The sequence below is a fragment of the Klebsiella sp. CTHL.F3a genome (assembly GCF_019890895.1).
Taxonomy (GTDB): domain Bacteria; phylum Pseudomonadota; class Gammaproteobacteria; order Enterobacterales; family Enterobacteriaceae; genus Klebsiella; species Klebsiella grimontii.
In genome coordinates this window covers 2,466,519-2,492,693 of sequence record NZ_CP082360.1, presented here as the reverse complement: position 1 = coordinate 2,492,693, position 26,175 = coordinate 2,466,519, and the positions used below count along the sequence as shown (strand labels likewise).

Annotated in this window: 22 protein-coding genes and 1 other RNA gene; 7 read left to right on the top strand and 16 right to left on the bottom strand. The window is 54.7% G+C overall.

The window, feature by feature from the left end:
• Positions 1 to 3: 3 nt before the first annotated feature.
• The 10 genes from sufS to K7H21_RS11670 all read right to left on the bottom strand — a co-directional run bounded on the left by sufS (position 4) and on the right by K7H21_RS11670 (position 10,871).
• On the bottom strand, positions 4 to 1,224 hold the full coding sequence (gene sufS / locus K7H21_RS11715; RefSeq protein ID WP_195729133.1) for a cysteine desulfurase SufS: 1,221 nt from the start codon (positions 1,222 to 1,224) through the stop codon (positions 4 to 6).
• The gene (gene sufD / locus K7H21_RS11710) at positions 1,221 to 2,495 is read right to left on the bottom strand and encodes a Fe-S cluster assembly protein SufD (protein WP_087828230.1); all 1,275 of its coding nucleotides are present in this window, start codon (positions 2,493 to 2,495) and stop codon (positions 1,221 to 1,223) included. Before sufD ends, sufS begins: the two co-directional genes overlap by 4 nt.
• The gene (gene sufC / locus K7H21_RS11705) at positions 2,470 to 3,216 is read right to left on the bottom strand and encodes a Fe-S cluster assembly ATPase SufC (RefSeq protein ID WP_004119176.1); all 747 of its coding nucleotides are present in this window, start codon (positions 3,214 to 3,216) and stop codon (positions 2,470 to 2,472) included. The genes sufD and sufC overlap by 26 nt, the downstream gene beginning before the upstream one ends.
• Before the next feature lie 16 nt (positions 3,217 to 3,232).
• Positions 3,233 to 4,720 (bottom strand): Fe-S cluster assembly protein SufB, encoded by a 1,488-nt coding sequence (gene sufB / locus K7H21_RS11700; protein ID WP_004119173.1) that lies wholly within the window; start codon positions 4,718 to 4,720, stop codon positions 3,233 to 3,235.
• A gap of 2 nt (positions 4,721 to 4,722) precedes the next feature.
• Positions 4,723 to 5,100: a Fe-S cluster assembly scaffold SufA gene (sufA, locus tag K7H21_RS11695; protein ID WP_004119171.1), complete on the bottom strand. Its 378-nt coding sequence runs from the start codon at positions 5,098 to 5,100 to the stop codon at positions 4,723 to 4,725.
• Between the two features lie 442 nt (positions 5,101 to 5,542).
• Complete coding sequence (locus K7H21_RS11690) at positions 5,543 to 6,055, bottom strand: fimbrial protein (RefSeq protein WP_139528844.1); 513 nt, start codon at positions 6,053 to 6,055, stop codon at positions 5,543 to 5,545.
• An 11-nt stretch (positions 6,056 to 6,066) separates the two neighbouring features.
• On the bottom strand, positions 6,067 to 7,014 hold the full coding sequence (locus K7H21_RS11685; protein ID WP_049114202.1) for a fimbrial protein: 948 nt from the start codon (positions 7,012 to 7,014) through the stop codon (positions 6,067 to 6,069).
• 2 nt (positions 7,015 to 7,016) lie between these two features.
• The gene (locus K7H21_RS11680; protein ID WP_139528845.1) at positions 7,017 to 9,560 is read right to left on the bottom strand and encodes a fimbria/pilus outer membrane usher protein; all 2,544 of its coding nucleotides are present in this window, start codon (positions 9,558 to 9,560) and stop codon (positions 7,017 to 7,019) included.
• A gap of 44 nt (positions 9,561 to 9,604) precedes the next feature.
• Positions 9,605 to 10,282 (bottom strand): fimbrial biogenesis chaperone, encoded by a 678-nt coding sequence (locus K7H21_RS11675; RefSeq protein WP_087828234.1) that lies wholly within the window; start codon positions 10,280 to 10,282, stop codon positions 9,605 to 9,607.
• 58 nt (positions 10,283 to 10,340) lie between these two features.
• A complete protein-coding gene (locus K7H21_RS11670) occupies positions 10,341 to 10,871 on the bottom strand; it encodes a fimbrial protein (protein WP_049114198.1) in 531 nt (176 codons plus the stop codon).
• A 432-nt stretch (positions 10,872 to 11,303) separates the two neighbouring features.
• Between K7H21_RS11670 and K7H21_RS11665 the strand changes: the two genes are divergently transcribed.
• A complete protein-coding gene (locus K7H21_RS11665; protein WP_004119148.1) occupies positions 11,304 to 11,963 on the top strand; it encodes a winged helix-turn-helix transcriptional regulator in 660 nt (219 codons plus the stop codon).
• A gap of 78 nt (positions 11,964 to 12,041) precedes the next feature.
• On the top strand, positions 12,042 to 12,671 hold the full coding sequence (locus K7H21_RS11660) for a helix-turn-helix domain-containing protein (RefSeq protein ID WP_004119146.1): 630 nt from the start codon (positions 12,042 to 12,044) through the stop codon (positions 12,669 to 12,671).
• Between the two features lie 532 nt (positions 12,672 to 13,203).
• Here the strand turns inward: K7H21_RS11660 and K7H21_RS11655 are convergent.
• From K7H21_RS11655 to ydiJ, 3 genes are all read right to left on the bottom strand, one after another.
• Positions 13,204 to 13,452, bottom strand: a complete 249-nt coding sequence (locus K7H21_RS11655) for a GlsB/YeaQ/YmgE family stress response membrane protein (RefSeq protein WP_004102935.1) — start codon at positions 13,450 to 13,452, stop codon at positions 13,204 to 13,206.
• A 338-nt stretch (positions 13,453 to 13,790) separates the two neighbouring features.
• Positions 13,791 to 14,201 carry a 1,4-dihydroxy-2-naphthoyl-CoA hydrolase gene (menI, locus tag K7H21_RS11650; protein WP_004119145.1) on the bottom strand — a complete coding sequence of 137 codons (411 nt, stop codon included), beginning with the start codon at positions 14,199 to 14,201 and terminating at the stop codon, positions 13,791 to 13,793.
• Positions 14,198 to 17,254, bottom strand: a complete 3,057-nt coding sequence (ydiJ, locus tag K7H21_RS11645) for a D-2-hydroxyglutarate dehydrogenase YdiJ (RefSeq protein WP_087828235.1) — start codon at positions 17,252 to 17,254, stop codon at positions 14,198 to 14,200. The genes menI and ydiJ overlap by 4 nt, the downstream gene beginning before the upstream one ends.
• Positions 17,255 to 17,457: 203 nt before the next feature.
• Here ydiJ and ydiK point away from each other — a divergent pair, with 203 nt between their 5' ends.
• Complete coding sequence (gene ydiK / locus K7H21_RS11640; RefSeq protein WP_004119143.1) at positions 17,458 to 18,579, top strand: AI-2E family transporter YdiK; 1,122 nt, start codon at positions 17,458 to 17,460, stop codon at positions 18,577 to 18,579.
• A gap of 212 nt (positions 18,580 to 18,791) precedes the next feature.
• Positions 18,792 to 18,899: antisense sRNA RprA (gene rprA / locus K7H21_RS11635), an RNA gene on the top strand.
• A gap of 81 nt (positions 18,900 to 18,980) precedes the next feature.
• Here the strand turns inward: rprA and ppsA are convergent.
• Entirely contained in the window at positions 18,981 to 21,359 is a 2,379-nt protein-coding gene (gene ppsA, locus K7H21_RS11630; protein ID WP_049114193.1) for a phosphoenolpyruvate synthase, read from the bottom strand.
• Positions 21,360 to 21,701: 342 nt separating this feature from the next.
• On the opposite strand from ppsA, the gene ppsR reads away from it, so the two are divergent.
• The 3 genes from ppsR (at position 21,702) to hemP (ending at position 24,081) form a co-directional block, all read left to right on the top strand.
• On the top strand, positions 21,702 to 22,535 hold the full coding sequence (gene ppsR / locus K7H21_RS11625) for a posphoenolpyruvate synthetase regulatory kinase/phosphorylase PpsR (RefSeq protein ID WP_004119141.1): 834 nt from the start codon (positions 21,702 to 21,704) through the stop codon (positions 22,533 to 22,535).
• A gap of 154 nt (positions 22,536 to 22,689) precedes the next feature.
• Complete coding sequence (aroH, locus tag K7H21_RS11620; protein WP_223035789.1) at positions 22,690 to 23,736, top strand: 3-deoxy-7-phosphoheptulonate synthase AroH; 1,047 nt, start codon at positions 22,690 to 22,692, stop codon at positions 23,734 to 23,736.
• A 165-nt stretch (positions 23,737 to 23,901) separates the two neighbouring features.
• A complete protein-coding gene (gene hemP / locus K7H21_RS11615) occupies positions 23,902 to 24,081 on the top strand; it encodes a hemin uptake protein HemP (protein ID WP_176690148.1) in 180 nt (59 codons plus the stop codon).
• 34 nt (positions 24,082 to 24,115) lie between these two features.
• Here the strand turns inward: hemP and selO are convergent, their stop codons facing one another.
• Entirely contained in the window at positions 24,116 to 25,558 is a 1,443-nt protein-coding gene (selO, locus tag K7H21_RS11610) for a protein adenylyltransferase SelO (protein WP_223035788.1), read from the bottom strand.
• A gap of 127 nt (positions 25,559 to 25,685) precedes the next feature.
• Positions 25,686 to 26,150: a C40 family peptidase gene (locus tag K7H21_RS11605; RefSeq protein ID WP_004119135.1), complete on the bottom strand. Its 465-nt coding sequence runs from the start codon at positions 26,148 to 26,150 to the stop codon at positions 25,686 to 25,688.
• Positions 26,151 to 26,175 lie beyond the last annotated feature (25 nt).

Below are 26,175 nucleotides of genomic sequence, written 5' to 3'. Positions count from 1 at the left end.
CCTTTAGCTTAGTAATTTGCGGATCCGCTGTAGCCCCGCCGCCAGCCGGTCCACCTCTTCCGTGGTATTGTACATCGCCAGCGATGCCCGGCACATGGACGGAACCCCGTAGAACGCCATTAGCGGCATGGCGCAGTGGTGCCCGGTCCGCACCGCGATACCGTAATTATCAAGGAAGCTGCCGACATCGTAGGCATGATGTTTGCCGAGATTAAAGGCAATCACCCCCAGACGATTTGGCGGGCCGTAAAGGGTTAAATCCGCCACGCTCTCCAGTGCCTGCAGCGCGTAACGCATCAGGGTTTGTTCATATTCCGCGATATGCGTCAGCCCCAGCGCGCTGACGTAATCCAGCGCCGCGCCCAGTCCCATAATACCGCCGGTATTCGGCGTTCCCGCCTCGAAGCGCCACGGCGCTTTTGCCCATGTGGTGCCTTCCGTCAGGCTGACGGTGGCGATCATCGACCCGCCCCCTTCCCACGGCGGCATCGCCTGCAAAATGTCCTGTTTGACGTAGAGCACGCCAATCCCGGTAGGGCCATACAGCTTGTGCGCGGAGAAAGCGTAAAAATCGCAGTCCAGCGCCTGAACATCCACCGGATGGTGCATAACCGCCTGCGCACCGTCCACCAGTACCTTCGCGCCGTGCTGATGGGCTAAAGCCGCCAGGGCGGCGATTGGGTTTTCGGTTCCCAACACGTTAGACACCTGGGTGATGGCCAGCAGGCGGGTGCGATCGTCAAACAGGCCGGGGATCGCATCCAGCTGCAGGGTTCCGTCCTGATTCAGCGGGATCACCCGCAGCTGCGCCCCCACTCTGGCGCACAGCATCTGCCACGGCACGATATTGGCGTGATGCTCCATCGCGCTGACGATGATGTTGTCGCCCGCGCCGACGTTGGCGTTTCCCCAGCTGTTCGCCACGAGGTTAATGCCTTCCGTGGTGCCGCGAACAAACACCATCTCTTCCGCCGAGCGGGCGTTGAGGAACGTCGCCGCCTGCTGGCGCACCTGCTCCATGCTCGCCGTGGCTTCCGCGCTGAGGGTATGAATGCCGCGATGCACCGCCGCATAGCCGTGGCGGTAAAATTCCGCCTCGGCGTTAATCACCGCTTCCGGCTTCTGCGCGCTGGCGGCGCTGTCGAGATAGGCCAGCGGCTGGCCGTTCACCTCGCGATGGAGTAGCGGAAAATCGGCGCGCACGCGTTCCACAGAAAATGTCATAGGTTACCTCCCGGCAGACGCTGGCCGATACGCGCCAGTATTTGCTGCCTGAGCGCCTCATCGCCGATCGCTTCGGTGAGCTCGGCGGCAAAGGCGTAAAGAATCATCTGCTGCGCCGCCTGCTGCGTAATGCCGCGCGAGCGCAGATAAAACAGCTGTTCGTCATCAATACGCCCTATGGTCGCGCCGTGGCTGCACTTCACGTCGTCAGCGTAAATCTCCAGCTGCGGTTTGGTATCCACTTCCGATAAGCGGCCGAGCAGCAGGTTGTTGTTGGTCATCTGGCCATCGGTTTTGATCGCATGCGGCGCGACGTTAATCAGGCCGTTAAACACCGCCCGCCCTTTGTCGTTGACGATGGTTTTATGCAGCTGGCGGCTGTTGCAGTATCCGACTTTATGATCGAGCCAGGTGCGGCTGTCGCAGACTTCGCCGTTGACCGGCATCGCCAGCGAGTTAATTCGCAGGTTGCTGTTTTCTCCGTTCAGCCGCGTGCTGGTGTGGTGGCGGAGCACCGAGCTCCCGAGGAGAAAACTGCTGCTGAAGGCGGAGCTGTCACGCCCGATCGCCAGGTCGTTGTGGGCAAAGTGGTAGCTTTGCGCATTCTCAAACGCCAGCTTGATATGCTGCAGGTGGGCGTTATCCGCCACGGCCATCGTCAGCCTTGCGCCGGTAAAGTGGCGCTGGTCGTTGAGGCTCAGATAGTGCTCGATGATGGTCGCCTGCGCGCCGCTCTCCAGTTCCAGATGATGGCGATAGTGGGCGGTATTCATTTCATCGCCCGCCAGCCCGCGCGTCAGGTGCATAATCAGCAGCGGTTTTTGCGGGCGCTGGTTGCGCCTGACCCGAATGCGGGTGACGGTGGTCGCCAGGCTTTCGGTCAAATGCAGAAAGACTTCGGGCTGAACGGCGTCAGGCAGTTGTTGACGCTCGTTATCCACCTGCACGTCATAGCCGCTGGCGGCCAGATCGTCGCTCAGGCTGTCGCTAAACTGGCCGTCGACAAACACCAGGCGCCATGCCTCCACTGTTAGCGCCTGCGCGTCACGCTGGGCCGCCGTCAGCGCCTGCGGAGGAGCAGCGACAAAGGTCTGATTCAGTAACGCGTCCAGCGGAGTATATTTCCAGTTTTCATGTTTACGCGTTGGCAGGCCCAGCCGCAGCAGCTGCTGCAGATGCTGATGCGCCTGCGGGCTGCGCTGCCCGCTTTGCGACTCAAACAGATGGTGCCACTGTTGCAGCGCGTTACTGCTGTTCGGTAAGCCAGCCATAGCCCTGCTCCTCCAGTTGTTTGACCAGCGTAAAGTCGCCGGATTTGACGATCCGCCCCTGGTACAGCACGTGGACGTAATCCGGCTTGATATAGTCGAGAATGCGCTGATAGTGGGTAACGATGATAAACGCGCGCTTACCGTCGCGCAGGGCGTTAACGCCGTCAGAGACAATCTTCAGCGCGTCAATATCCAGCCCGGAGTCGGACTCGTCGAGGATACACAGCTCCGGTTCCAGTACCGCCATCTGCAGGATATCGTTGCGCTTTTTCTCACCGCCGGAGAAGCCGACGTTAACCGAGCGGGTCAGCAGATCCTCGGGCATTTTCAGCAGCTTAATTTTGTCTTCCATCAGGTCCTGAAAGTCAAAGCGGTCAAGCTGCTCCTGGCCGCGGTAGCGGCGCACGGCGTTCAGCGCGGTTTGCAGGAAAAACTGATTGCTGACCCCGGGAATTTCCACCGGATACTGGAAGGCCATGAAGATGCCTTCGCCGGCGCGATCCTCCGGGGCGAGCTCCAGCAGATCTTTGCCTTTAAACTCCACGCTACCGCCGGTCACTTCATAGTCTTCACGTCCGGCCAGGGTGGCGGACAGGGTACTTTTGCCGGACCCGTTCGGCCCCATAATGGCGTGCACTTCGCCGGGACGAACGTCCAGATTCAGTCCGCGCAGAATCTCTTTATCTTCGACGGCGACCTGCAAATTTTTAATACTTAACATCTTATTTCCTTTGTTATCAGCCGACGCTGTGTTCAAGACTAATCGCCAGTAATTTCTGCGCTTCCACGGCAAACTCCAGCGGCAGCTCTGAGAAAACGTCCTTACAAAAACCATTGACGATCATCGAAATCGCATCATCCTCGCTGATGCCGCGCTGCAGGCAGTAAAACAGTTGGTCTTCGCCGATCCGCGACGTGGTCGCTTCGTGCTCCAGCTGCGCGCTGTTGTTCCGGCATTCCACATAAGGGAAGGTATGCGCCCCGCTGTCCGGACCAATCAGCATCGAATCACACTGGGTGAAGTTGCGCGCGTTAGTTGCTGTGGGCATGATTTTGACCAGCCCGCGATAGCTGTTCTGGCTGTGGCCGGCAGAAATCCCCTTCGAGATAATCGTCGAGCGGGTGTTTTTACCGATATGGATCATCTTGGTCCCCGTGTCCGCCTGCTGATGACCGCTGGTCAGCGCCACCGAGAAGAACTCGCCGATAGAGTTATCCCCGCGCAGAATACAGCTTGGATATTTCCAGGTGATCGCCGAGCCGGTTTCCGACTGGGTCCACGACATTTTGCTGTTCACACCCTCGCACAGCGCGCGCTTGGTGACGAAGTTAAGGATCCCGCCGGTGTTGTTATCGCCGGGGAACCAGTTTTGCACCGTGGAGTACTTCACCTCGGCGTCCTTATGAATAATGACTTCAACCACCGCCGCATGCAGCTGGTAGCTATCGCGTACCGGCGCCGAACAGCCTTCAATGTAGCTCACGTAGCTGCCCTCATCGGCGATCAGTATCGTGCGCTCGAACTGGCCGGTTTTTTCCGCGTTGATGCGGAAATAGGTCGACAGTTCCATCGGGCAGCGTACGCCTTTGGGGACATAGATGAAGGTCCCGTCGGAGGCCACCGCCGCGTTGAGGGCGGCGAAGAAGTTGTCGTTACCCGGCACCACGGTACCGAGGTATTTCTGCACCAGCTCCGGGTGATCGTGGATCGCTTCGCCGAACGAACAGAAGATAATCCCCTGCTCCGCCAGCTTTTCGCGATAGGTCGTAGCGACGGAAACCGAGTCAAAAATGGCGTCGACGGCCACTTCCCGCCCCTCGCGCACCGGCACGCCGAGGAGATTGAACGCCTCTTCAACTTCATTGGTCAAAAACGCGCTGGAGCCCGTCTGCTGCAAAGCGCCAGGCTCAGAGGCGCAGGCGTCATCGCAGTTGCCGCAGGAGGGCGCCGAGTAATAGCTGTAATCCTGATAGTTCAGCTTGTCGTAGTGCGCCTTCAGCCAGTGCGGCTCTTCCATCGTCTGCCAGGCCTTAAACGCGTTCAGACGAAATTCCAGCATCCATTCTGGCTCATTGCGGCGCGCGGAAATCGCCCTGACCACCTCTTCGTTTATGCCTTTCGCCAGCTCATCGGTCTGCAGCTGCGTGAAAAAGCCTTCTTTATAGTTGAGTGGCCCGCCGCTCCAGGTTTTGACATCGTCGGTTGCTTCAGTATTACGAGACATAGTTACTCCGCCTGAACGCCAAAACTTTCGCCGCAGCCGCATTCGTGCTGGGCTTTGGGATTATGGAATTTGAAGATTTGATTTAAGCCTTCGCGAACGTAATCGAGTTCGGTGCCATCGATAAACGGCATGGCCTGTAGCGGCGCCCATAACTTCGCGCCGTCGCGCTCAAAGAGCAGGTCGTCTTTCGCCGGTTCGGCGATTAATTCGAGAACGTAGCCAAAACCCGCGCAGCCGCTGGTTTTAACCCCCAGGCGCAGCCCCTGCATATCCGGCTGTTTGCGGACCAGATCGCGAATATGGGCGGCGGCGGCTGGAGTCATGACCAGTCCACGCCAGCTAAAATCTTCGGGATTGAAAGTTCCTGCATGTGAATTCATCGCTCTACCTCATAGGTTGACGCCATCGGGACATACCACTATGTTAGTGATAATGATTATCACTTCAACCCATCCGGAGAAGGGGTATTCCCCTATCAGGCTCTTTTTATAAGCATAGACCCTGACAGGAGAGATATCGGAGATGCGACAAATTGTTCAATACATTGATTAATAATGTATTTTATGGATTGGGAGGCAGATGTTGCTGGAAAATTAAAATATGCATCGAAAATACCTATTTTTGAGATAGATTTTTTGCCTTGCATATAACCCGCCGTGGAAGGCAATAGACTGACCGACGCCTATTACGGGTAAAAGAGAGGGATCTTTACCGGCTATGAGGCAAACAAGGCCTGGCTCACGACGGAAATAGTACGACGCAGCGTTACCATGATTTCATAAAGAAATATGCAACCGGCGTCGCGCAGAAACGGTTGCCCGTTTAATTGTACTGTAGTGTCATGACGACAACGGCACTCACGCTTCCGGGCGTCGCTCCTCCTGACATAGATTTTACCGAGGCCTGCATGGCGAGGGTAGCGGTTCTGTCTGCCGCGATGTTGCCCATAATACTTGAACCCGTCCCCTTAAGCGCGCCGCTGCCCGCTTCGCTCATCGCAACCGCCACGTTTGATGCGGTACCGCTATTCATATAATAGTCAGGGCCGGCAACCGGATCCGGGATTCCGCTAAAGGAGGCCGTTACGTTGCGTGTTCCCGCCGGGCAGTTGGTAAACAGCAAATTAAAGGCCACAGGGTCGGATGATGACCCCGGAGTAACCATATTTTTTGCCTGAATATCGCCAAGATTGACATCGAGGTTGCTATTTCCACCATTAAATATACAGGGCGATGCAACAATATTTCCCGTAACGCCTACGCTCACGCTGTCGGCAGCAAAAGCTTTCCAGCACAGAAAAGCCAGAAGAAGCATTTTTTTGTGGTGTATTTTCATTTTTTCACCTGTTACTGGTACGTCAAATTAAGCGTGGCGGTTGCATTTGCCGAGCCTGACTCAACGGACGTTAAGGTCTGATAATAACGGGCCGTCAACGGCAGCGTTTCTTGCCCGCCCGATGACCGTTTTAATAACAGCGGGCTATTGATGGCCAACGGCGCGCCGTTATATAAAAGCTGGACTCCGACACCTTTCGCGGTACCGGCACTGCCCTGCCCCGTTAATGCCATTACGCTGGTATTGGCGCTATCCGGATTTTGTACGCCGCTCAGCGAAACGGTGATATTGGTATCGGCGTTGCAGCTTAACCCCAGATTTTGCGTATTCTGCGCGCCTGCGGGCGTGGTGCCTACCGTCGAGCCGAACGTTGATGCTGAAATATCGCCAATCGGGAAGGTCAGCTGAGGCGTAGTAATACTGCAGGCCAGCGCGTTGATTGTCCCATCGGTCAGCGTTGCGGTCAGGCCATCACGGTAGACGCCGTCGCTGCCCTGTAGCATCACAACTCCGATCGTTCCCGGCGTTAATGCGCCCGATGATACCCGGCCGGTGACCACCAGCTGCATGTTGCCCCCGTACCAGTCGACATATGAGGTCTGTGCGTTATAGGAGAATGTATTACTCGGGTTTTCAAAATAAGCGTTTGATGAAAAACGAATACCAATACCGCTAATATTAGTGTTGTAAACGTGATTACCGTAGCTGCTCAGCGTCGCATTATTATATCTCATGCTGAAACCCAGCATGATTGGGTTAGTACAACCTGAAAGGTAAGAGCCCGTAAATGTCCCGCCTGCCGAATAAATAACGGTCCCGACCGGTGCATCACGCGGTACGGTAATCGTTCCTACAGACAGCGTGGAGAGCTGCGGGGTAATTGTCGTGCAGGTTCCGGCACGCGCGTTATTCCAACCGGCCATTAAGCCGAGCAAAATAATAGAATAAATCAATCTCATTTTTAACGTTCCTGATGGCAACTGGCGCTAACCTCGGTTATTCCAGCGTAAGTTGGTTGTTTCGGCAGGCTGAAATCAGCACGGCACTGTTGGCTGGACTGGCGGCCCCATGTTGCGACTATCGCCCCTTGCTCGGGCATTCCGCTTAAAAATACCTGCCCACGATCGCCGACGATAAAGCTGCTTTTATTACCATCTGCAAATGTCACCACGGCGCCAAATGGCACAAAGTGGTTATTGTCTGTTAAGGTCATGAGTACCCGGCGCCCCACTTTTGCAAGGTAATCGGCCCTCACCACCGCGCCTCGCGTCGGTATGACCGTATCGGTGTTGATCTCCAGCTCGACATCATCAGGCATATTTTGCGGGTCGAGCGTCAGGTCGTTTTTTCGGTAGACGGAAATATTGCTGACTACCGTATATCCCCTGTAGTCGGTGCGCGAGCCGGGTTGATTGCGAATATTCACGCCGTGCGCCCCCGGAGCTTTGATTAAGACGTTGGTTTCACCGAGCGGTTGAGAAAGCGTAATGCCGTCGGCATGGGCGATAACGCCTCCTTGCAGGCCATAATTAAGCCGCTCGCTATTTCTGTCGTAGCTATAGCCCGCCGTCACTTCACCGTACGTGGCTTTATAGTCACCATTCATATTGCCGATGTAACCCACGCCATTCGTACCGTAACCCTGCTGGACGTTCCAGTTCAGCGAGTTATTTTCCAGCGCGACGCCGTTAATGCCGATATTGTGCGTCGTTCCGTTATTCTTGCTGGCGTTCATGCCATAGCTTGCCCACGTTTGCGGGAGGAATTTCTCCAGCGGCACGCTGACGTTAAACGCCAGTTGCTGGTCATGGTCGCTGTTTGTCGCGCGCCCGCCGTCGTATAACGCAGCGCTGCCATTTTTGCTGTATGTCCAGGTCACACCGTAGCTAATATTGTGCCAGTAGTTGTTATATCCGACGCTCCAGGAAGCCATCGACCTGGCAGAATTCCAGTAGTCTTCCCGCGCCGCGCTGAGGGTAAGCGACCCCAACTCACGACTCAGCGTCTGGCTCATCGTCAGCTCAGCGCGGTTGCGCCTGCGGTCCTGCAGCGCGCTGCTGTCGCCATAGGAATCCAGGACTTCCTGCATCCCGTAATAGCCGCTGGTCGAATAGCGGTAGCCCGCAATGGAAAAGTTAGTCCCCGTCTCGGCGAAGTTTTTGCTGTAACGCGCTCGCCAGGATTGGCCCTGTGATTTTTCCGTTTTATCCGGCGTTGACCAACCCTGGGTAACGTCGGCGGAGATAGCGCCTAACGCCCCCATATTTTTGCCCACGCCAAAAGCAAGCGACTGGTATTTGCTTGACTCTTGCAGGCCGCCATAGAGGGTAATGCCGTGCTGCAGACCATAAATTGCGGTGGCTTGCCCGAAAGGGGTCTTATCCACGCTGCTGTTATAGGAGCGATATTGCCCACCGGTGATGGCGTATTTTAAGCGGCCTTCCCGCTGCAATACTGGCAGCGAGGCATAGGGCAGCGTGAAGTGCTGTTCGCTGCCATCGGCTTCTTTAATCGTCACGTCGAGGTCGCCCGCGCCGCCGGTGGGATACATATCCCTAATCTCAAACGCCCCCGGCGCAACGTAACTTTGGTAGATCTGATAGCCGTTCTGGCGCACCACGACCTGCGCATTGGTTCGGGCGATGCCGCGCACCACGGGCGCATAGCCCTTAAGAGAATCCGGTAACATATCGTCATCTGACGCCAGTTGGCCGCCGCGAAACGGCATACTGTCAAACACATCGGCAGGCGCGGAGCTGTCTCCAACGGTAAGCTGACCTTTCAGCGGAATAATGGCGCGCTGCGCGTAGGTATAAACGGTATCCCATTTATCCTGGCCGGAGGACTCCCGTGACCAGGTGGTATAGTTGCGAAAACGCCACGGCCCGATATTGATTCCCGGACGCAGGTTCGCATACTGGCTGTCGCTGCTAGCGCCCTGGCCCGTTTTCGCCCGAGCGTTCGCCCCGCTCAGGCTGTAATTGAGCAATGCCGCAGTAATGCCCTCATCCCACATTTCCGCCGGCACATAGCCCCTTGCCGGCAGGTCGATCGCTGCCTGGGGAATGCTGATAACCAGTCGCTGGGCGCCAAACTGAAAATCGGTGCTGGCCTGCGGAATCGCCTGGAGATTGGCGCAATCACTTTTTTCTACCACCAGTTGCGGAAAAAGATCGGTTTTCACGCCCCATTGTTTTAAGAGTTCAATGCTCAGACAGGGTTGTAATGCTTCATTACCGTCAGCGGTCTTTGCCATCGCAAAAGAAATATCCCGGGTGTCCATTAGCTGGTCATCAAGAATAATATCCACGTGGTATTTTCCCGGCGCCTGGGAGCCAGACTCGAAAGCAGATAAATCCGCTTTGCCCACCCCCGGGTTATCCAGTTCTACCAGCGCCGTATTAAACGAATCACTTGCATAAAGCTCATGTGGAATACCGGTAAACGCTAAGGCGATAAGAGTCGCCAAACGCGCAGGTCGCAATTTATTATTTTTTATTGTCATCGCTATTAACCTATTTAACGCGGGACGGGCCATTTGTTCAGGGGTTACAAATTGGCTTGATGTGATGCTCCGGGGCTACCATAGTCATTAATGATTTTAAATGTCAGGGCATTGCCGGAGGCCCCGTCCGGCAAGCGGAATCGGGCTGTCGAAGCAGGCAAAACATACGACACCTGCGCCAGCGTTTTCCCGCCCACGCTAATTTCATTGAAGTTAATGACGTAAGGCGTCGGGTTATTCACCTGAATTTCATTGCCGCTTCTTTGCCAGGTGAGCTTATTCGCCTGCTCTTCCGGCGTTGATCCACGAAGAGTGACGGGCCGGTAAATCAGTTTGATACGCGTTTTTACGGCAATTTGCAGGGAGTTCATCTGCTTTGATGCCGAGGGAATCGCTTTAATATTCATCCAGAATAAGCTTTCTTGCGTTTGAGGCAGCGAACCTGTCGCGACAATTCGTTCAATATTCTTTTGTCCGCTATCGAGGCGGTACAGCGGAGGCGTAATAATAAAAGGCGTTTTACCAGACCCTCCTTCTTGCTCATCTATCCATGATTGAATTAAATAAGGCGTCGCGTCGGGATTATTAACGCTGATGGAGGCTTCTTTTTTCGCACCATCGAAAATAATCCGCGTGCCGCCAATAATTACCCCGGCAGTGGCGGTTGCCTGCACCAGCGTAAACATTGTTATCGCCAGGCCAATTCTTCTGATAAAACGCATTTAATACCTCTTAAAACAAAGGGGCCGGGCCGGCCCCCTACTGATTACTGCAAAAGACTTAGTTGTAAACTACGGAGAAATTCGCGACCGAGTTAGCTGGGCCGGCAACCACCGTCGCAGTGGTCGACACATACTGAGCATAGAAATTCAGCGTATTATCAGCGGTGCTGCTGAGTGGGTAGGAGTAACCGTTGCTGCCGTGCAGAGGCAGATCGGCTTTATCCGCCGTCATCAGATTAATCGCGACACCGGTGGCGGCGCCAGCGACCGACGAGTCAATGGCCAGCAGGTTGGAATTGCTTAAATCAGGAGTTCCATCGAAACGCACTTTGGCATTCACAACGGTTACCGGACAGTTTTTCAGAATAATATCGAATTTCGTCGCGGCGGTTCGCGAACCAGCCGCTGGAAATTCAGTTTTATAATAATCGCCTAAAACAACCACCTGGTTCTGAGACGCCACATCGACGTCGCAAGCGGAATCCAAAATATTGCCATTAAAATTAACGGTACCCGCTGCTGCGAAAGCATGAGTCATAGATAATGCAGAACCTGCTGCAAGCATAGCAATAACAATTGTCTTTTTCATAACGCCATATCCTGTTTTACTTTATTGACATTCAGGCAAAACACTTAATGTCCGTATTTTACCATTGCTTTAATATGTTGCCGGGAATCAATGGTAAATAAGCCACCACTGAAACGCTTTATTCAAACCGGATTACCCCTGCCGACGAGACAAAATTTATACAACTATTTTTCAGCACACAATCTATTTCGTGGTCTAAATGTAGACTCGAAATTAACAAAAATAGAACAATTAAATTCAGAAATTCCTTAATCTAAAACGTCCCGGTCTACTTTTGGACTAAAAAATGAACACAATAAAATCAATCACTTAAAATGAAAATTACGTTAAGTCTATTAATAGACCTGGCGCGAACGTTCCCTGGAATGATGTTTTTTAAGATAATTCCCAACATCGATCAAAAAACGATCGCATAAGTTAGTGAGGTATCTTATGAATACGCGAATTATTCCTGAACTCTACAATGAGCCTGCAGAGGTGTTGAGTATAAAACCCTTTAAGCATATTGAAAGATTAATCGATAATACCCTGCCATATGCCGAGAGGCGAATTGTATCAAAGGGCGATATCGTCCATTATTATGATAATGACGTTCGGCAGTGTTTTTTACTTATTCAGGGCAGCGTGGCTCTGCATCGTCGCGGAGACGGTATTGTTTTAAACTCAGAGTCATCGCCATTTCTTCTCGGCGTATGTAGCCAGTTTTCCTCTGAACGTCTGTATGTCAGGGTACTGGAAACGTCGGAAATAGCGGCAGTTTCTCTGGAAACATTCAATCACGTAGTGGCACAAAAGAACTTATGGGAGCATTTTTCAAAGCTGCTGATCTATACCGCATCAAGAGTTTATGAACACTGCGCCCAGATATCGCAAATGTCAGCCTATGATATCATCCGTTTCCAACTCGTTGAATTAATGCAAGAGCCCGAAGCTATCCGGCAAAATATCACCGCGGCGGCCTATATCAAAAGTCGAACCTATCTTTCCCGCAGCGGCGTTATGCGTATCCTGGCAGAGCTACGAACGGGTAAATACATTACTATGGAGCGCGGAGTGCTGATTGACATCCACCATCTGCCGCGAAAGTACTGACGGTTAATGCATCTACGGGGTGGCAAGAGAGAGGCGCGAGGTTATAATAAGTTCGATCTCCTTCAGGATGTTCTGACTATGTCATCGGCAAATCAATCCTTCCGCGGCTCCCCTTATGCACAGGAATTTATTTCTCATTTGCAGCCTTACAGCACGACGTACAAAGCGGGACGTGGCGAGCAGTTTGACCTCCAGGTTAACGGTCAGGGGATGTGCTATCTCCTGCTGGAGGGGACAATTGCGTTCTACAGGAGGAATGACGGCATGATGCTTACCACCGCGCGCAGCCCGGCCATTTTCGGCCTTGCGAACATGACGGATATCTATTTCAACGATTATTTTAAAACCGTCACGCCGTGCCTGATAGGCGTACTCACGACCCGTCGCGTCGAGGAAATCATTAAAGAGAAGGCGCTATGGGGACTGCTTTCTAAACAACTGATGTTTGTCTATAACCGCCTCTATCATAACGTCATGCCTCAGGGCGTGCCAACGGCGTATGAAATGATTCGCCAGCAGTTGATCAAGTTAATGGAGGAAGAGGAGGGTTATCGCTACAGCGTGACGGCTGAAAAATATATCAGAGAGAAAACCCGGCTTTCCCGCAGCGGTGTAATGCGCATTCTGGCCGCTCTGAAAACCGGCGGCTTCATCGAAATGGAAGAGGGAAAACTGATAAAAATCAACAAGCTTCCTGCTAAATACTGATTAACAGGATTGAGCTTGCGCTCTTCTCTCAATCCGGTCGCCACACCCAATACATTCATGCAACGAATTCTATTCGTTTTCATTATAAGTATTGTCGTTTCACAGAAATAAAGATTTATTCACTGCTGGCTGGCTCATGTAGAATGCGCTGCTAAATTTCCTTCATCTTTTAACGCAATGTCGCAACGGCGACCGTTCGGGAACCTGTGTAGTACTGAATTATGGAAATAGAAACAGATGTCATGTCGATGTGTATGGTCGTATTGTTAATTATTAGCGTTTTGCTCGATTAACCTCTTCCCTCGAAAAATCCGTGAGCCTCGCCGTCGCCGGACAGATCTTTATGTTGATGAAGAAACAGGCCCTTGCCGACGTCGTGCCAGCCCCGCTGCGCCGGGCCGACGAGCGCATATTGGGTCAAAGATTCAGAGAGGCGATATTGCCCGGACAGGCATTGCCAGGATATTAAAAAAGGCTGCCGACAATGGCGGCAGCCTCTTCACTTTATGGCATAGCTAATACGTAGCGCGAATTAGCTCCTGATCTTCCTGTAGATAAACAGGACCACCAGCGCGCCAATCACCGCAACGACAAAGCTGCCGAAATTAAAACCATCTACACGACCAAAGCCGAAGAAAGTACTAATCCACCCCCCGACAACTGCACCGATGACACCGAGAATTACGGTAACGATAAATCCGCCGCCGTCTTTCCCCGGCATAATCCACTTGGCTAAAATACCGGCAATAAGGCCAAAAATGATCCATGAAATGATACCCATAGCTAACTCCATCCTCTCGTTACTTGTAAATCTCTGGTATATAAAAGATTAGCATAATTAATAGTGATGTTTGAAAAATTTATATTTGATATTTATATACTTGCCACCCGAGAGATAATGGTCTACACCTTGCGAGGGTGGCTGCCTAATAAGCGGCAAGCGTAAGCATCGCGCTGCGGGCAATTAAAACTTGCGCGGAACGGAGATATACCAGGAATTTTCGTATGAATAGTTGAAGTGGCAATGGAATGAGGCTTAGCAAAAACGCCCGGGTGTTGCGATGATAGTGGTTCAGGCGATACAAAAGCAGTAAGGGGGGGAATCCCCCCTTTGTTAACTTAGATCACGGCAGTGGTTAGCCGTGACGAACAGCAAAGGCGCCCCTGTTCATCAGAGATTTCGATTTGCCACACCTGGTGACGGGCGCCAACGTGCAGCGCCCGGCACACGCCGCGAACCCTTCCGCAGCGCACCGAACGTATGTGGTTGGCGTTCACCTCCAGCCCCACCACCTTCTGCTCACCTTCGCTGCACAGATAGCCCGCGACCGAACCTAACGTTTCCGCTAAAACCACCGACGCGCCGCCGTGTAGCAGGCCAAACGGCTGATGGGTGCGGCTATCTACCGGCATCGTGGCGATGATGGCGTCGTCGGTTATCGCCTCGAAGCGGATATCCAGCAGACCGACCATATTCCCCTCGCCCATCGCGTTCAGCTGTTCCAGGGTGCTGTGACGTTTCCAAATCATCCCATAATCTCCAGTAGCGCCTGCAGCGGATGGCGCACGCCACTGCCTTCAATACGCTTCACCTGGCTACGACAGGAGTAACCGGTGACCAGGCAGCGATTGCGCGGCAAGCGCTCCATCGCCTGCTGCCACGAGAGCGCGTAGATGGCCAGCGAGTTGGCGTGGTTCTTCACTTCATGACCGTAGGTCCCGGCCATGCCGCAGCAGCCCACGTTAACGTTTTCCAGCTTCGCGCCAAAGCGGGCAAAGATATCCGCCCACTGCCGGGTGGCCGCGGGAAGCGCCGTCACCTCGGTACAGTGGCCAAACAGATACCACGATTCGCCGCCTTTATCTTGAGCTGCGGTTTCCGACAGCACCTGCGGCAGCCACTCGTGCACCAGCATAACGCGGAAATCGCCGCGCTTCTCGCCGAGGACCTGGTTATATTCATCGCGGTAGCAAAGCACCAGCGCCGGATCGACCCCCACCATCGGCATGCCGAGCTCGGCCACCCGGTTAAGGAAATCGGCGGTTTTCTGCGCGGTGCGCGCGAATCGCGTCAGGAAGCCCTTAATATGCTGCGCCTTACCGTTTGGTGAAAACGGCAGCAGTACCGGCTGGTAGCCGACCTTCTCAACCAGGCGAACAAAATCGGCAACCACCTGCGCATCGTAATAGCTGGTAAACGGATCCTGAACCACCAGCACCATTTTCCCTTTCTGCTCTGCGCTCAGCGCTTCCAGCTGCTCCAGCGTGGTGTTCGCCGAACGGTGGCCGACCATCTGCTGCTTCAGCGACGGCACGGAGAGCAGCGGGAGATCGACCATACCGATATGCTTTTCCGACAGCTTGCGCATCCACGGTTGGTTAATAAAAAAGTTAAAGGTCTTCGGCGCATGCGCCATCAGCGGCGCGTAGGATTCAACCGTCGCCACCAAATGGTCGCGGACCGGGCGCAAATAGCGGCTATGGTAAAGCTGGAGGAAACGCGAACGGAACTCCGGGACGTCAATTTTAATCGGGCATTGGGTCGAGCAGGCTTTACAAGCCAGACAGCCGGACATCGCCTCCTTAACCTCATGCGAGAAATCGTACTCTCCTTTCCGCGCGTGCCAGCTATTGCGGGTACGTTCCACCAGGGTACGCAGGCTGGCACGCTTTTCCGGCAGATCTTTTTCCAGCTGATTGGGGTCAATACCGCGGTCCGCCAGCAGCCGCAGCCATTCACGCACCAGCGTAGCCCGGCCTTTCGGCGAGTGAATACGGTGATTGCTAACCTTCATCGACGGACACATCGGGCTTTTAGCATCAAAGTTGAAGCACAGGCCGTTGCCGTTACACTCCATCGCCCCGCGCCATGAGCTACGCACGGCGATAGGGATCTGCCGATCGAATGTACCGCGCTTAACCGCATCCACCTTCATCATCGGCGCGTCAACGCCTTCAGGCGGGCAGATCTTACCCGGGTTCAGGCGGTTATCCGGGTCAAAGGCGGCTTTAATCTTGCGCAACTCGCCAAATAAAGCTTCGCCAAAGAACGCTGGACTATATTCGGCGCGGAAGCCTTTCCCGTGTTCCCCCCACAGCAGGCCGCCATACTTAGCGGTTAACGCCACAACGTCATCTGAAATGCGCTTCATCAGCATCTCCTGCTGCGGATCGCACATATCCAGCGCCGGACGCACGTGCAGTACGCCGGCATCCACATGGCCAAACATGCCGTAGCTCAGCCCGTGGCCGTCGAGCAGCGCGCGAAATTCCGCAATATAGTCAGCCAGATGCTCCGGCGGCACGCAGGTATCTTCGGCGAACGGTATCGGCTTGGCGGCTCCTTTGGCATTACCCAGCAGGCCGACCGCTTTTTTACGCATCGCGTAGATGCGCTCCACGCCGTCGAGATCGTGACAAACCTGCCAGCCGATGACGCCCGCTTCATTGCGCGACATCAGCTCATCCAGACGCTGGCATAGCCCCGTCACCTGGCTATCAATCAGCTCGACGTCGTCACCGGCGAATTCGACGATATTCAGCCCCAGCATCTCTTTATCCGCCACGTCGGTAATGAGCTCGCTGACCGAATGCCACACGATATCTTCCCGCGCCAGATTAAGCACTTTCGAGTCGACGGTTTCGACCGAGAGCGCCCTGGCTTCAACCATAAACGGCGCGTTACGCAGCGCGGAATTAAAGGAGTCGTACTTCACGTTGACCAGTCGACGCACTTTCGGCAAACGGGTGATATCCAGCCGCGCTTCGGTGATAAACGCCAGCGTCCCTTCGGAACCGGTCAGGATGCGGGTGAGATCGAATTCGCTCATCTCGTCATTAAAGACGTGGCGCAGATCGTAGCCCGTGAGGAAGCGGTTAAGTTTGGGGAATTTATCGATAACCAGTTGGCGCTGCGCTTTACAGCGCTGATAGACGGTGCGGTAAATACGCCCGATTGCCGACTGCTGGGCGCTTAGCGTTTCCGCCAGCGCTACCGGAATCGGCTGCGTATCAAGAATATCGCCGCCGATCAGCACCGAGCGCACCCCCAGCACGTGGTCGGACGTTTTGCCGTAGACCAGAGAGCCCTGCCCGGAAGCATCGGTGTTGATCATCCCGCCAAGCGTGGCGCGGTTGCTGGTCGACAACTCCGGCGCGAAAAAGTAGCCGTACGGCTTAAGGAATTGATTCAGCTGGTCTTTAATGACCCCGGCTTCCACCCGCACCCACCCTTCTTCCGGGTTGATTTCTATAATGCGGTTCATATAGCGGGACATATCGACGATGATCCCGGCGTTCAGCGCCTGGCCGTTGGTGCCGGTACCGCCCCCGCGCGGGGTAAAGATCAGTGATTTAAAACGTTCTTCCGCCGCCAGCCTGGCCAGCAGAGCCACGTCCGCCGTGGAACGAGGGAATATAATCGCATCCGGCAACAGTTGATAGACACTGTTATCAGTCGCCATCGTTAGCCTGTCGGCATAGCTGGTGGCGGTATCCCCGGTAAAACCTTGTTGCTCCAGTACCTGCAAAAAATTCAGCACCAGTTGAACGACACCTGGCGCTTGAGAAATCTGTGGGATCATGACGCTCGACCCTGCCTGACTATGTTGTGTTGTAAGTGATTAAACGTTTGCGTAGTGCCCTCAACTTTTTATCACATTTTTTTCATATGCGCCCGCCAGAATTAAGGGCAAAATCAGGCGCGCGAACATATTGATATTATTATCAGTACATGGAATTACGCTGCGTCAGCCTTTTGACGCGACTGCAAAGGTAAAACTTCACTATGATTAACCCCAATCAGCCCCGGGACATACCGCAAGTTCTGCTGTCGGTGCTGTTTTTGTCCCTGATTATTATTTCCTGTCTGTGGGTCGTGCAGCCATTTATCCTGTCATTCGCCTGGGCCGGTACCGTGGTTATCGCCACCTGGCCGGTACTGTTGCGCCTGCAGCGCCTGCTTTTCGGCAAGCGCGCCCTGGCGGTGCTGGTGATGACGCTACTGCTCTTTTTGCTGTTCGTTATCCCTATTGCGCTGCTGGTCAACAGCCTGGTCGATAACAGCACGCCATTAATAAAAGTGATTACCAGCGGCAACTTTACGCCGCCGGATCTGGCGTGGCTAAATAGTGTTCCGCTAATCGGCGATAAACTGTATACCGGCTGGCATAACTTACTGGAGATGGGGGGAACGGCGATTATGGTCAAAATTCGCCCCTATCTTGGCACCACCACCACGTGGTTTGTCGGCCAGGCGGCGCATATTGGCAAGCTGCTGGTCTATTGCGGACTGATGTTGCTGTTCAGCGCCCTGCTGTACTGGCGCGGCGAACAGGTCGCATATGGCTTCCGTCACTTTGCCACACGCCTGGCGTCCAAACGCGGCGACGCGGCGGTGATCCTCGCCGGACAGGCGATTCGCGCTGTGGCGCTTGGGGTGGTCGTTACCGCGCTGGCCCAGGCGGTGCTTGGCGGTATTGGCCTTGCGGTCAGCGGCGTGCCCTACGCCGCGCTGCTCACTGTGGTGATGATCTTCACCTGCCTCGTCCAGCTGGGACCCCTGCTGGTCCTGGTACCGTCAATTATCTGGCTTTACTGGAGCGGCGATACCACCTGGGGCACCGTGCTGCTGGTCTGGAGCTGCGTCGTCGGCACCATGGATAACTTTATTCGTCCGCTGCTGATTCGCATGGGCGCCGACCTGCCGATGATTCTGATCCTTTCCGGCGTTATCGGCGGCCTGGTGGCGTTCGGCATGATAGGACTGTTTATCGGTCCGGTACTGCTTGCGGTCTCCTGGCGGCTGTATGATGCGTGGGTTAACGAAGCGCCGCCGCCGCCGAAAGACCCCGATCTGGTGCTTGAGGAACTGAGCGAGCTGAATACGCGAGCCTCGCAGGATAAGTAAGCAAAAGGCGGGGAAACCCGCCTTTCCCCATTACGCCCCTGATTACCGTCGGGCAGGACAATCTAAAATATTAAGAAAGACTAATCTATCTCTCACCACATCCCGCATTTCTCTGCCTGCTAACCCTATTTTCTGCACAGATTCTTTACCGTAATTTAACTATTGAGAGGAATCCGATCGACGCAAAAAGCCTCAGTGCCTAGTATTAGCTCACGGTTATAAATCAACATATTGATTTATAAGCATGGAAATCCCCTGAGTGAAACAACGAATTGCTGTGTGTAGTCTTTGCCCATCTCCCACGATGGGCTTTTTTTTGTCCGTAAGCCTGTCGGCTAAAAACAAAAAATCCCCGCCACTGCTGGCGGGGATGGTCTTTTGAGCGAGAATCCGGCGCGAACTTACTTATTCAATTCCGCCAGTCCGAGCCAGGTTTGCACGACCGTATCCGGGTTCAGGGACAGGCTATCGATCCCCTCTTCCATCAGCCAGGCGGCAAAATCTTCGTGGTCAGACGGACCCTGCCCACAGATACCGACATATTTGCCCTGTTTCTTCGCCGCGCGAATGGCCATCGACAGCAGCGCTTTCACCGCGTCGTTACGCTCATCGAACAGTTCTGAGACTACGCCGGAGTCACGGTCCAGGCCCAGCGCCAGCTGCGTCATATCGTTAGAACCGATAGAGAAGCCGTCGAAGTATTCGAGGAACTGTTCAGCCAGCAGCGCATTCGATGGGATTTCACACATCATAATCAGCTTCAGGCCGTTTTCGCCGCGCTTGAGGCCCTGGCGTTCCAGCTCATCAACCACCGCTTTTGCCTGCGCGACGGTGCGGACAAACGGCACCATGATTTCGACGTTGGTCAGCCCCATGTCGTTACGCACCCGTTTAACCGCTTCACACTCCAGCGCGAAGCAGTCGCGGAAGCTTTCGGACACATAGCGACCGGCGCCGCGGAAGCCCAGCATCGGGTTCTCTTCTTCCGGCTCATAACGTTCGCCACCGACCAGATTGGCGTATTCGTTAGATTTAAAGTCGGAAAGACGCACAATCACTCGTTTCGGGAAGAATGCCGCGCCCAGCGTCGAGATCCCTTCCGTCAGGCGGCCGACGTAGAACTCTCTCGGCGAGTCGTAGCCTTTCATCAGCTCGCGGATTTCGTTCTGCAAACCCGGCTCCTGATCGTCGAACTCCAGCAGCGCGCGCGGGTGGACGCCGATCATACGGTTGATGATGAACTCCAGACGCGCCAGGCCTACGCCTTCGTTTGGCAGGCAGGCAAAGTCAAAGGCGCGGTCCGGGTTACCGACGTTCATCATGATTTTCAGCGGCAGATCCGGCATCTCGCCAACGCTGGAGCTCTTCACGCTGAAGTCGAGGATTTCGGCATACACGTAGCCGGTATCACCTTCCGCGCAGGAGACGGTCACGTTCTGGTTTTCCTGGATGCGATCGGTGGCGTTGCCGCAGCCAACTACCGCCGGGATCCCCAGCTCACGCGCGATAATCGCCGCATGACAGGTACGCCCGCCGCGGTTGGTGACGATCGCCGCCGCTTTTTTCATGATCGGTTCCCAGTCCGGGTCGGTCATGTCGGTCACCAGCACGTCGCCGGGCTCGATGCGGTTCATTTCGCTGATATCGTGAATGACCTTTACCGGACCCGCGCCGATACGATGGCCGATAGCGCGCCCTTCCGAAATAATCTGCCCTTGTGCATGGAGGGTATAACGCTCCATGACCTGGCCGCGCGAACGAACGGTTTCCGGACGGGCCTGCACGATAAATAGCTTGCCGGTGTGACCATCCTTCGCCCACTCGATATCCATCGGGCGGTTGTAGTGTTTTTCGATTTGTAGCGCCTGCTGCGCCAGCTCCTGCACTTCCGCATCGGTCAACGAGAAAACGTCGCGCTGCGCCTGCGGCACGTCTTCGATACGCACCTGCTTACCGTGCTCCTGGGTAGGGGCGTAAACCATGCGGATCTTTTTCGACCCCATGGTGCGGCGGACAATGGCCGGACGGCCCGCTTCCAGCGTCGGTTTATGGACGTAGAACTCATCGGGGTTCACCGCCCCCTGCACCACCATTTCGCCGAGCCCCCAGGCGGAGGTGATAAACACCACCTGGTCAAAACCGGATTCGGTATCGATAGAGAACATCACGCCGGACGAGGCCAGATCGGAACGGACCATCCTTTGCACCCCGGCGGAGAGCGCCACCCCGCGATGATCGTATCCCTGATGCACACGGTAGGAAATGGCGCGATCGTTAAACAGCGAAGCAAATACGTGCTTCACCGCGACGAGCACGGCGTCAAAGCCCTGCACGTTAAGGAATGTCTCTTGCTGACCGGCGAAGGAGGCATCTGGCATATCTTCCGCCGTCGCCGAGGAGCGAACGGCAAAAGAGGCCTCAGCGTCATCGGCGGAGAGCTGGGTATAGGCATCACGAATCGCATTTTCCAGTTCGCTCTGGAACGGCGTATCGATGATCCACTGACGGATCTGTGCGCCCGCTTTCGCTAATGCGGAAACGTCATCAATGTCGGTTTCATCCAGCAGTTCATAAATGCGCTGGTTAACACCGCTTTGGTCCAAAAACTGATTAAAGGCATCAGCGGTGGTGGCAAACCCGTTCGGTACGGAAACGCCCATACCAGACAGATTTGTAATCATTTCACCAAGGGAGGCATTTTTGCCCCCAACCCTGTCTACATCATTCATGCCGAGTTGGTTATACCAAAGCACCAGCGGTGACGAGCCATTGTTGGACATCGAGACAATCCTTTTGTGATTTAATACCAGTGATAAATAATTCACGATCGACTACGAGATTTATCCTGACATATTTATCCAGCTGAAAGAAACGGTGAATCGTTCAAGCAAATTATTTTTTCGTTTTTAGGATTCTTTGCCAGATATAGCTAAGCTAATGATTCTTCAGAAATCTGATGAAATTTGATACAAAAGATACGCAGTTGCGAAAAATGAACTCACCTTTTCATTAAAAATAAAAATAGCGTTTCATTTTTTAAATATGAGACAAAGCCTGGAGCGTTATGCTTAAATTTAATATCTGCTTTCAGACAATTAAACTCATTATACCGGATGGTCAAAATGGAAAGTGCTGTAGATCGCCACGTCTTTTATATTTCCGACGGTACCGCTATTACGGCGGAAGTTCTGGGTCATGCGGTCATGTCGCAATTCCCGGTCGCCACCAGCAGCGTAACCCTGCCGTTTGTCGAAAATATCAGCCGCGCGCGCGCCGTGAAGGAGCAAATAGACGCGATTTTCCAGCAGACCGGTATTCGACCGCTGGTGTTCTACTCCATCGTGCTGCCGGAAATCCGCGACATCATCATACAAAGTGAAGGCTTTTGTCAGGATATCGTTCAGGCGCTGGTGGCCCCTCTGCAGCAGGAATTGCGCCTTGACCCGACGCCAATCGCTCACCGAACCCACGGCCTGACGCCGGGCAACCTCAATAAATACGACGCGCGCATCGCCGCTATCGATTATACCCTTGCCCACGATGACGGCATTTCGCTGCGCAACCTCGATCAAGCTCAGGTGATCCTACTCGGCGTTTCGCGCTGCGGGAAAACCCCCACCAGTCTGTACCTGGCGATGCAGTACGGTATCCGCGCCGCCAACTACCCGTTTATCGCCGATGATATGGACAATCTGATTCTTCCGGCCTCCCTCAAGCCGCTACAGCACAAGCTCTTCGGCTTAACGATCAATCCGGAGCGCCTGGCGGCTATCCGTGAAGAGCGACGGGAAAACAGCCGCTATGCTTCTATGCGTCAGTGCCGAATGGAAGTGACCGAAGTTGAAGCGCTTTACCGCAAAAACAAGATACCTTGCCTGAACAGTACCAACTATTCCGTAGAAGAGATCGCCACCAAAATCATGGATATTATGGGGTTGAGCCGCAGAATGTACTAACACACTAGTACATTATTAAAAATTTGTTTATGCTATCACCCGTGGCCTATACAGGATCATGCCCTGCTCTTGCAATAAGCGGGGATTGGTTTATCGTGATGCGCATCACTTCCCGGCATTTTCGCCGCGGAAGAAACAGATTTTTGAGACCCCAATGAATAAAACAGACGAATTGCGTACCGCGCGCATTGAAAGCCTGGTAACGCCCGCGGAACTGGCTCAGCGGCATCCTGTGTCTGCCGAAGTTGCAGCTCACGTCTCCGCTTCGCGCCGCCGCATCGAGAGAATTCTCAACGGTGAGGACCGCCGCCTGCTGGTGGTGATAGGTCCGTGCTCCATCCACGACATTGATGCGGCGATGGAGTATGCGCGCCGCCTGCAGGGCATGCGCGAACGTTACCAGCCGCAGCTGGAAATCGTGATGCGTACCTATTTTGAGAAGCCGCGCACGGTGGTCGGCTGGAAGGGGCTGATCTCCGACCCCGACCTCAACGGCAGCTATCGGGTGAATCACGGCCTCGAGCTGGCGCGTAGCCTGCTGCTGCAGGTCAATGAACTGGGCGTACCGACCGCCACCGAGTTTCTCGATATGGTGACCGGGCAGTTTATTGCCGACTTGATAAGCTGGGGCGCAATCGGCGCACGTACGACCGAGAGCCAAATCCACCGCGAAATGGCCTCTGCGCTCTCTTGCCCGGTAGGCTTTAAGAACGGTACCGATGGCAATACCCGTATCGCCGTAGACGCTATCCGCGCTTCCCGCGCCAGCCACATGTTCCTGTCACCGGATAAGCAGGGGCAAATGACGATCTACCAGACCAGCGGTAATCCTTACGGCCATATCATTATGCGCGGCGGCAAAAAACCGAATTACCACGCTGCCGATATCGCCGCAGCAGGGCAAGCGCTGGCTGAGTTCGACCTACCGGAACAGCTGGTGGTGGATTTTAGCCACGGCAATTGCCAGAAACAGCACCGCCGTCAGCTGGAGGTGTGCGCCGATATCTGCCAGCAGATCCGCGCTGGCTCGACCGCTATCGCCGGGATCATGGCCGAGAGCTTCCTTCAGGAAGGCACGCAGAAGGTGGTCGCCGGCCAGCCGCTGGCCTGGGGGCAGTCGATAACCGATCCCTGCCTGAACTGGGACGATAGCGAACGGCTGCTGGGTGAATTAGCCGCCGCCACCTCCACCCGCCTGTAGTTCCCCTTCCCCGCCGTCTCCGCGGCGGGGTTATTTCCTTCCCTCGTCCGCTCGCTCACCGGCTAAATCGGCTATTTTGATAAATAATGCTTGCCGTGAAAAACAACATTATTGATAATGATTATCATTGTTACCTTTATTTTTATTTTTAGTGCTATGACGCGTATGGATAACACTGCCACAGCAGAAAAAACTAAAGACAATGCCCTGCATCCTGTTCCGACCGACAGAGAGATAAGCAGTCGCACATTATTAGGCACCGAGGGACGAGTGGTGATTGAACACGACGGTCAGCGCTATCTGCTGCGCCAGACCCATTCGGGTAAGCTGATCCTGACCAAATAATTATCCCCGCCGATTAAGGCAGGGATAATAACGACTAGCTGGAACAGCTCACTTCAAGACGCCTTCCCCAGTCAGGAGGACGATTGACATAATCATCCGTCCTGTCGATAAAGGGCTGGGATAGCGCATTATGCAGACGTTCCAGTTCACTCATATCTCCCTGCTCCGCCAGCTCAATTGTCCTCTGCGCAAGCCAGTTGCGCAGCACCAGCGCCGGATTCACGCTGCGCATCCTCACCTGCCTTTGCTCATCGTCAACCAGTTCATCGCGCAGGCGCGCGCGATAATCGGCAAACCAGCTATCGAAGGTCTCGCGGTCGATAAATTCGTCGCGTAGCGGCGAGGCGGCGCTCGCCTGCTCGCTGGCGCTGAGCATCCGGAAGGTCCGCGTATAGTCGCTGCCCTCGCGCGCCATTAAGGCAAACAGACCGTCCAGCAACTCGTTATCTCCTTTTTGCTGGGTAAACAGGCCAAGCTTGTCGCGCATGCGGCGGCCATATGCCGTGAGCAGCGCGTGCTGGTAGCCATCCAGCGCGCCGTTCAGTAACTCCGCGCTGATAAACGGCGACAGCGTCTGCGCCAGGCGTTGCAGATTCCATAGCCCTACCGCCGTCTGATTATCAAAGCTATAGCGCCCCTGATAATCGGAATGGTTACAAATAAATCCCGGCTGGAAATCGTCAAGGAAACCGTACGGACCGTAGTCCATCGTCAGGCCGAGGATCGACATGTTATCGGTATTCATTACCCCGTGCGCAAAGCCGACCGTTTGCCAGCTGGCAATCATCTCAGCCGTTCGAGTGACCACGTCGCTGAACCAGACAATGTACTTATCCGCTTCATTTTGCAGGTGCGGCCAGTGGTGACGAATCACGTAATCCGCCAGTTGCTGTACTTTGAGCGGCTCGCGGCGGTAGTAAAAGTGCTCAAAATGGCCAAAACGTACGTGACTTTCCGCCAGCCGCATCAGCATCGCCCCGCGTTCAGCGGTTTCACGGTATACCGGGGTGTCGCTGGCCACTATCGCCAGCGCGCGGGTGGTGGGAATACCCAGCGCATGCATTGCTTCCGAGGCCAGCCCCTCGCGGATCGTTGAGCGCAGTACCGCCCGTCCGTCACCCATCCGTGAATAGGGAGTGAGCCCGGCACCTTTCAGGTGCCAGTCAAAGCGACGACCGTCCGCGAGCTGCTGTTCGCCGAGCAGAATGCCGCGCCCGTCGCCGAGCTGCCCGGCCCAGGAGCCGAACTGGTGGCCGCTGTATACCTGCGCCAGCGGCGACATTCCCGGCAGCAGCGTTTCGCCGCCCCATACGCCAGCGCCCTTCTCCGGGCTAAATAACGAATCGGCGACGCCCAGCGATCGCGCCAGCGGCACGTTGTGCCAGACAAGCCGCGCATTCTCCAGCGGTGTGGGGGCTAAAGCAGTGTAAAAATCCGGCAGTTCATCACGCCAGTGGGTAGTAAAAGACAGGGTCATGGTTCCTCCTGCCTTCAGTGTAGTGCTTTCAACAAATTATTAACACGGGGCAAGTACGGGGTTATTGCAATAATAAGCCGCACGGGGGATTGGCCGCGCTTCAGCCTTTGCCCGGTGACGGCTGGCGTTAGATCCTTCGCGCCTGCCAGAATTTTTTATGCCAGTAGACATTATCCAGCGATGAGCGCGTCACGCCCTGGCTGGTGGAGGCGTGGATAAACTGGTTGTCGGTGTCGTAAATACCGACGTGCAGACCACTCTCTCCGGAGCCGGTCTTGAAAAAGACCAGATCGCCGGGCAGCAGTTCGCTCTTATCAATTTTGGTGCCGACCTCCGCCTGCTCACGGGTTTCGCGTGGAAGCTGCAGCGCAAACTTGTCGCGAAAGGTCATTAGCACAAACCCGGAGCAATCGACGCCGCGCGGCGACATCCCGCCGTAGCGATAAGGCGCTCCCCGCCAGTTCCTTAACTGCTCATTCAGGTTGGCCACAACGGTAATCGAATCAGCAAGCCGTGGATTTGGCGGCGGCGCCCGGTGACTGCTACAACCCGCCAGAAATAACGCAACACACAAAACGAGCCAGAAACGCATCTCAGACGAATCCTCTGTTCCTTAT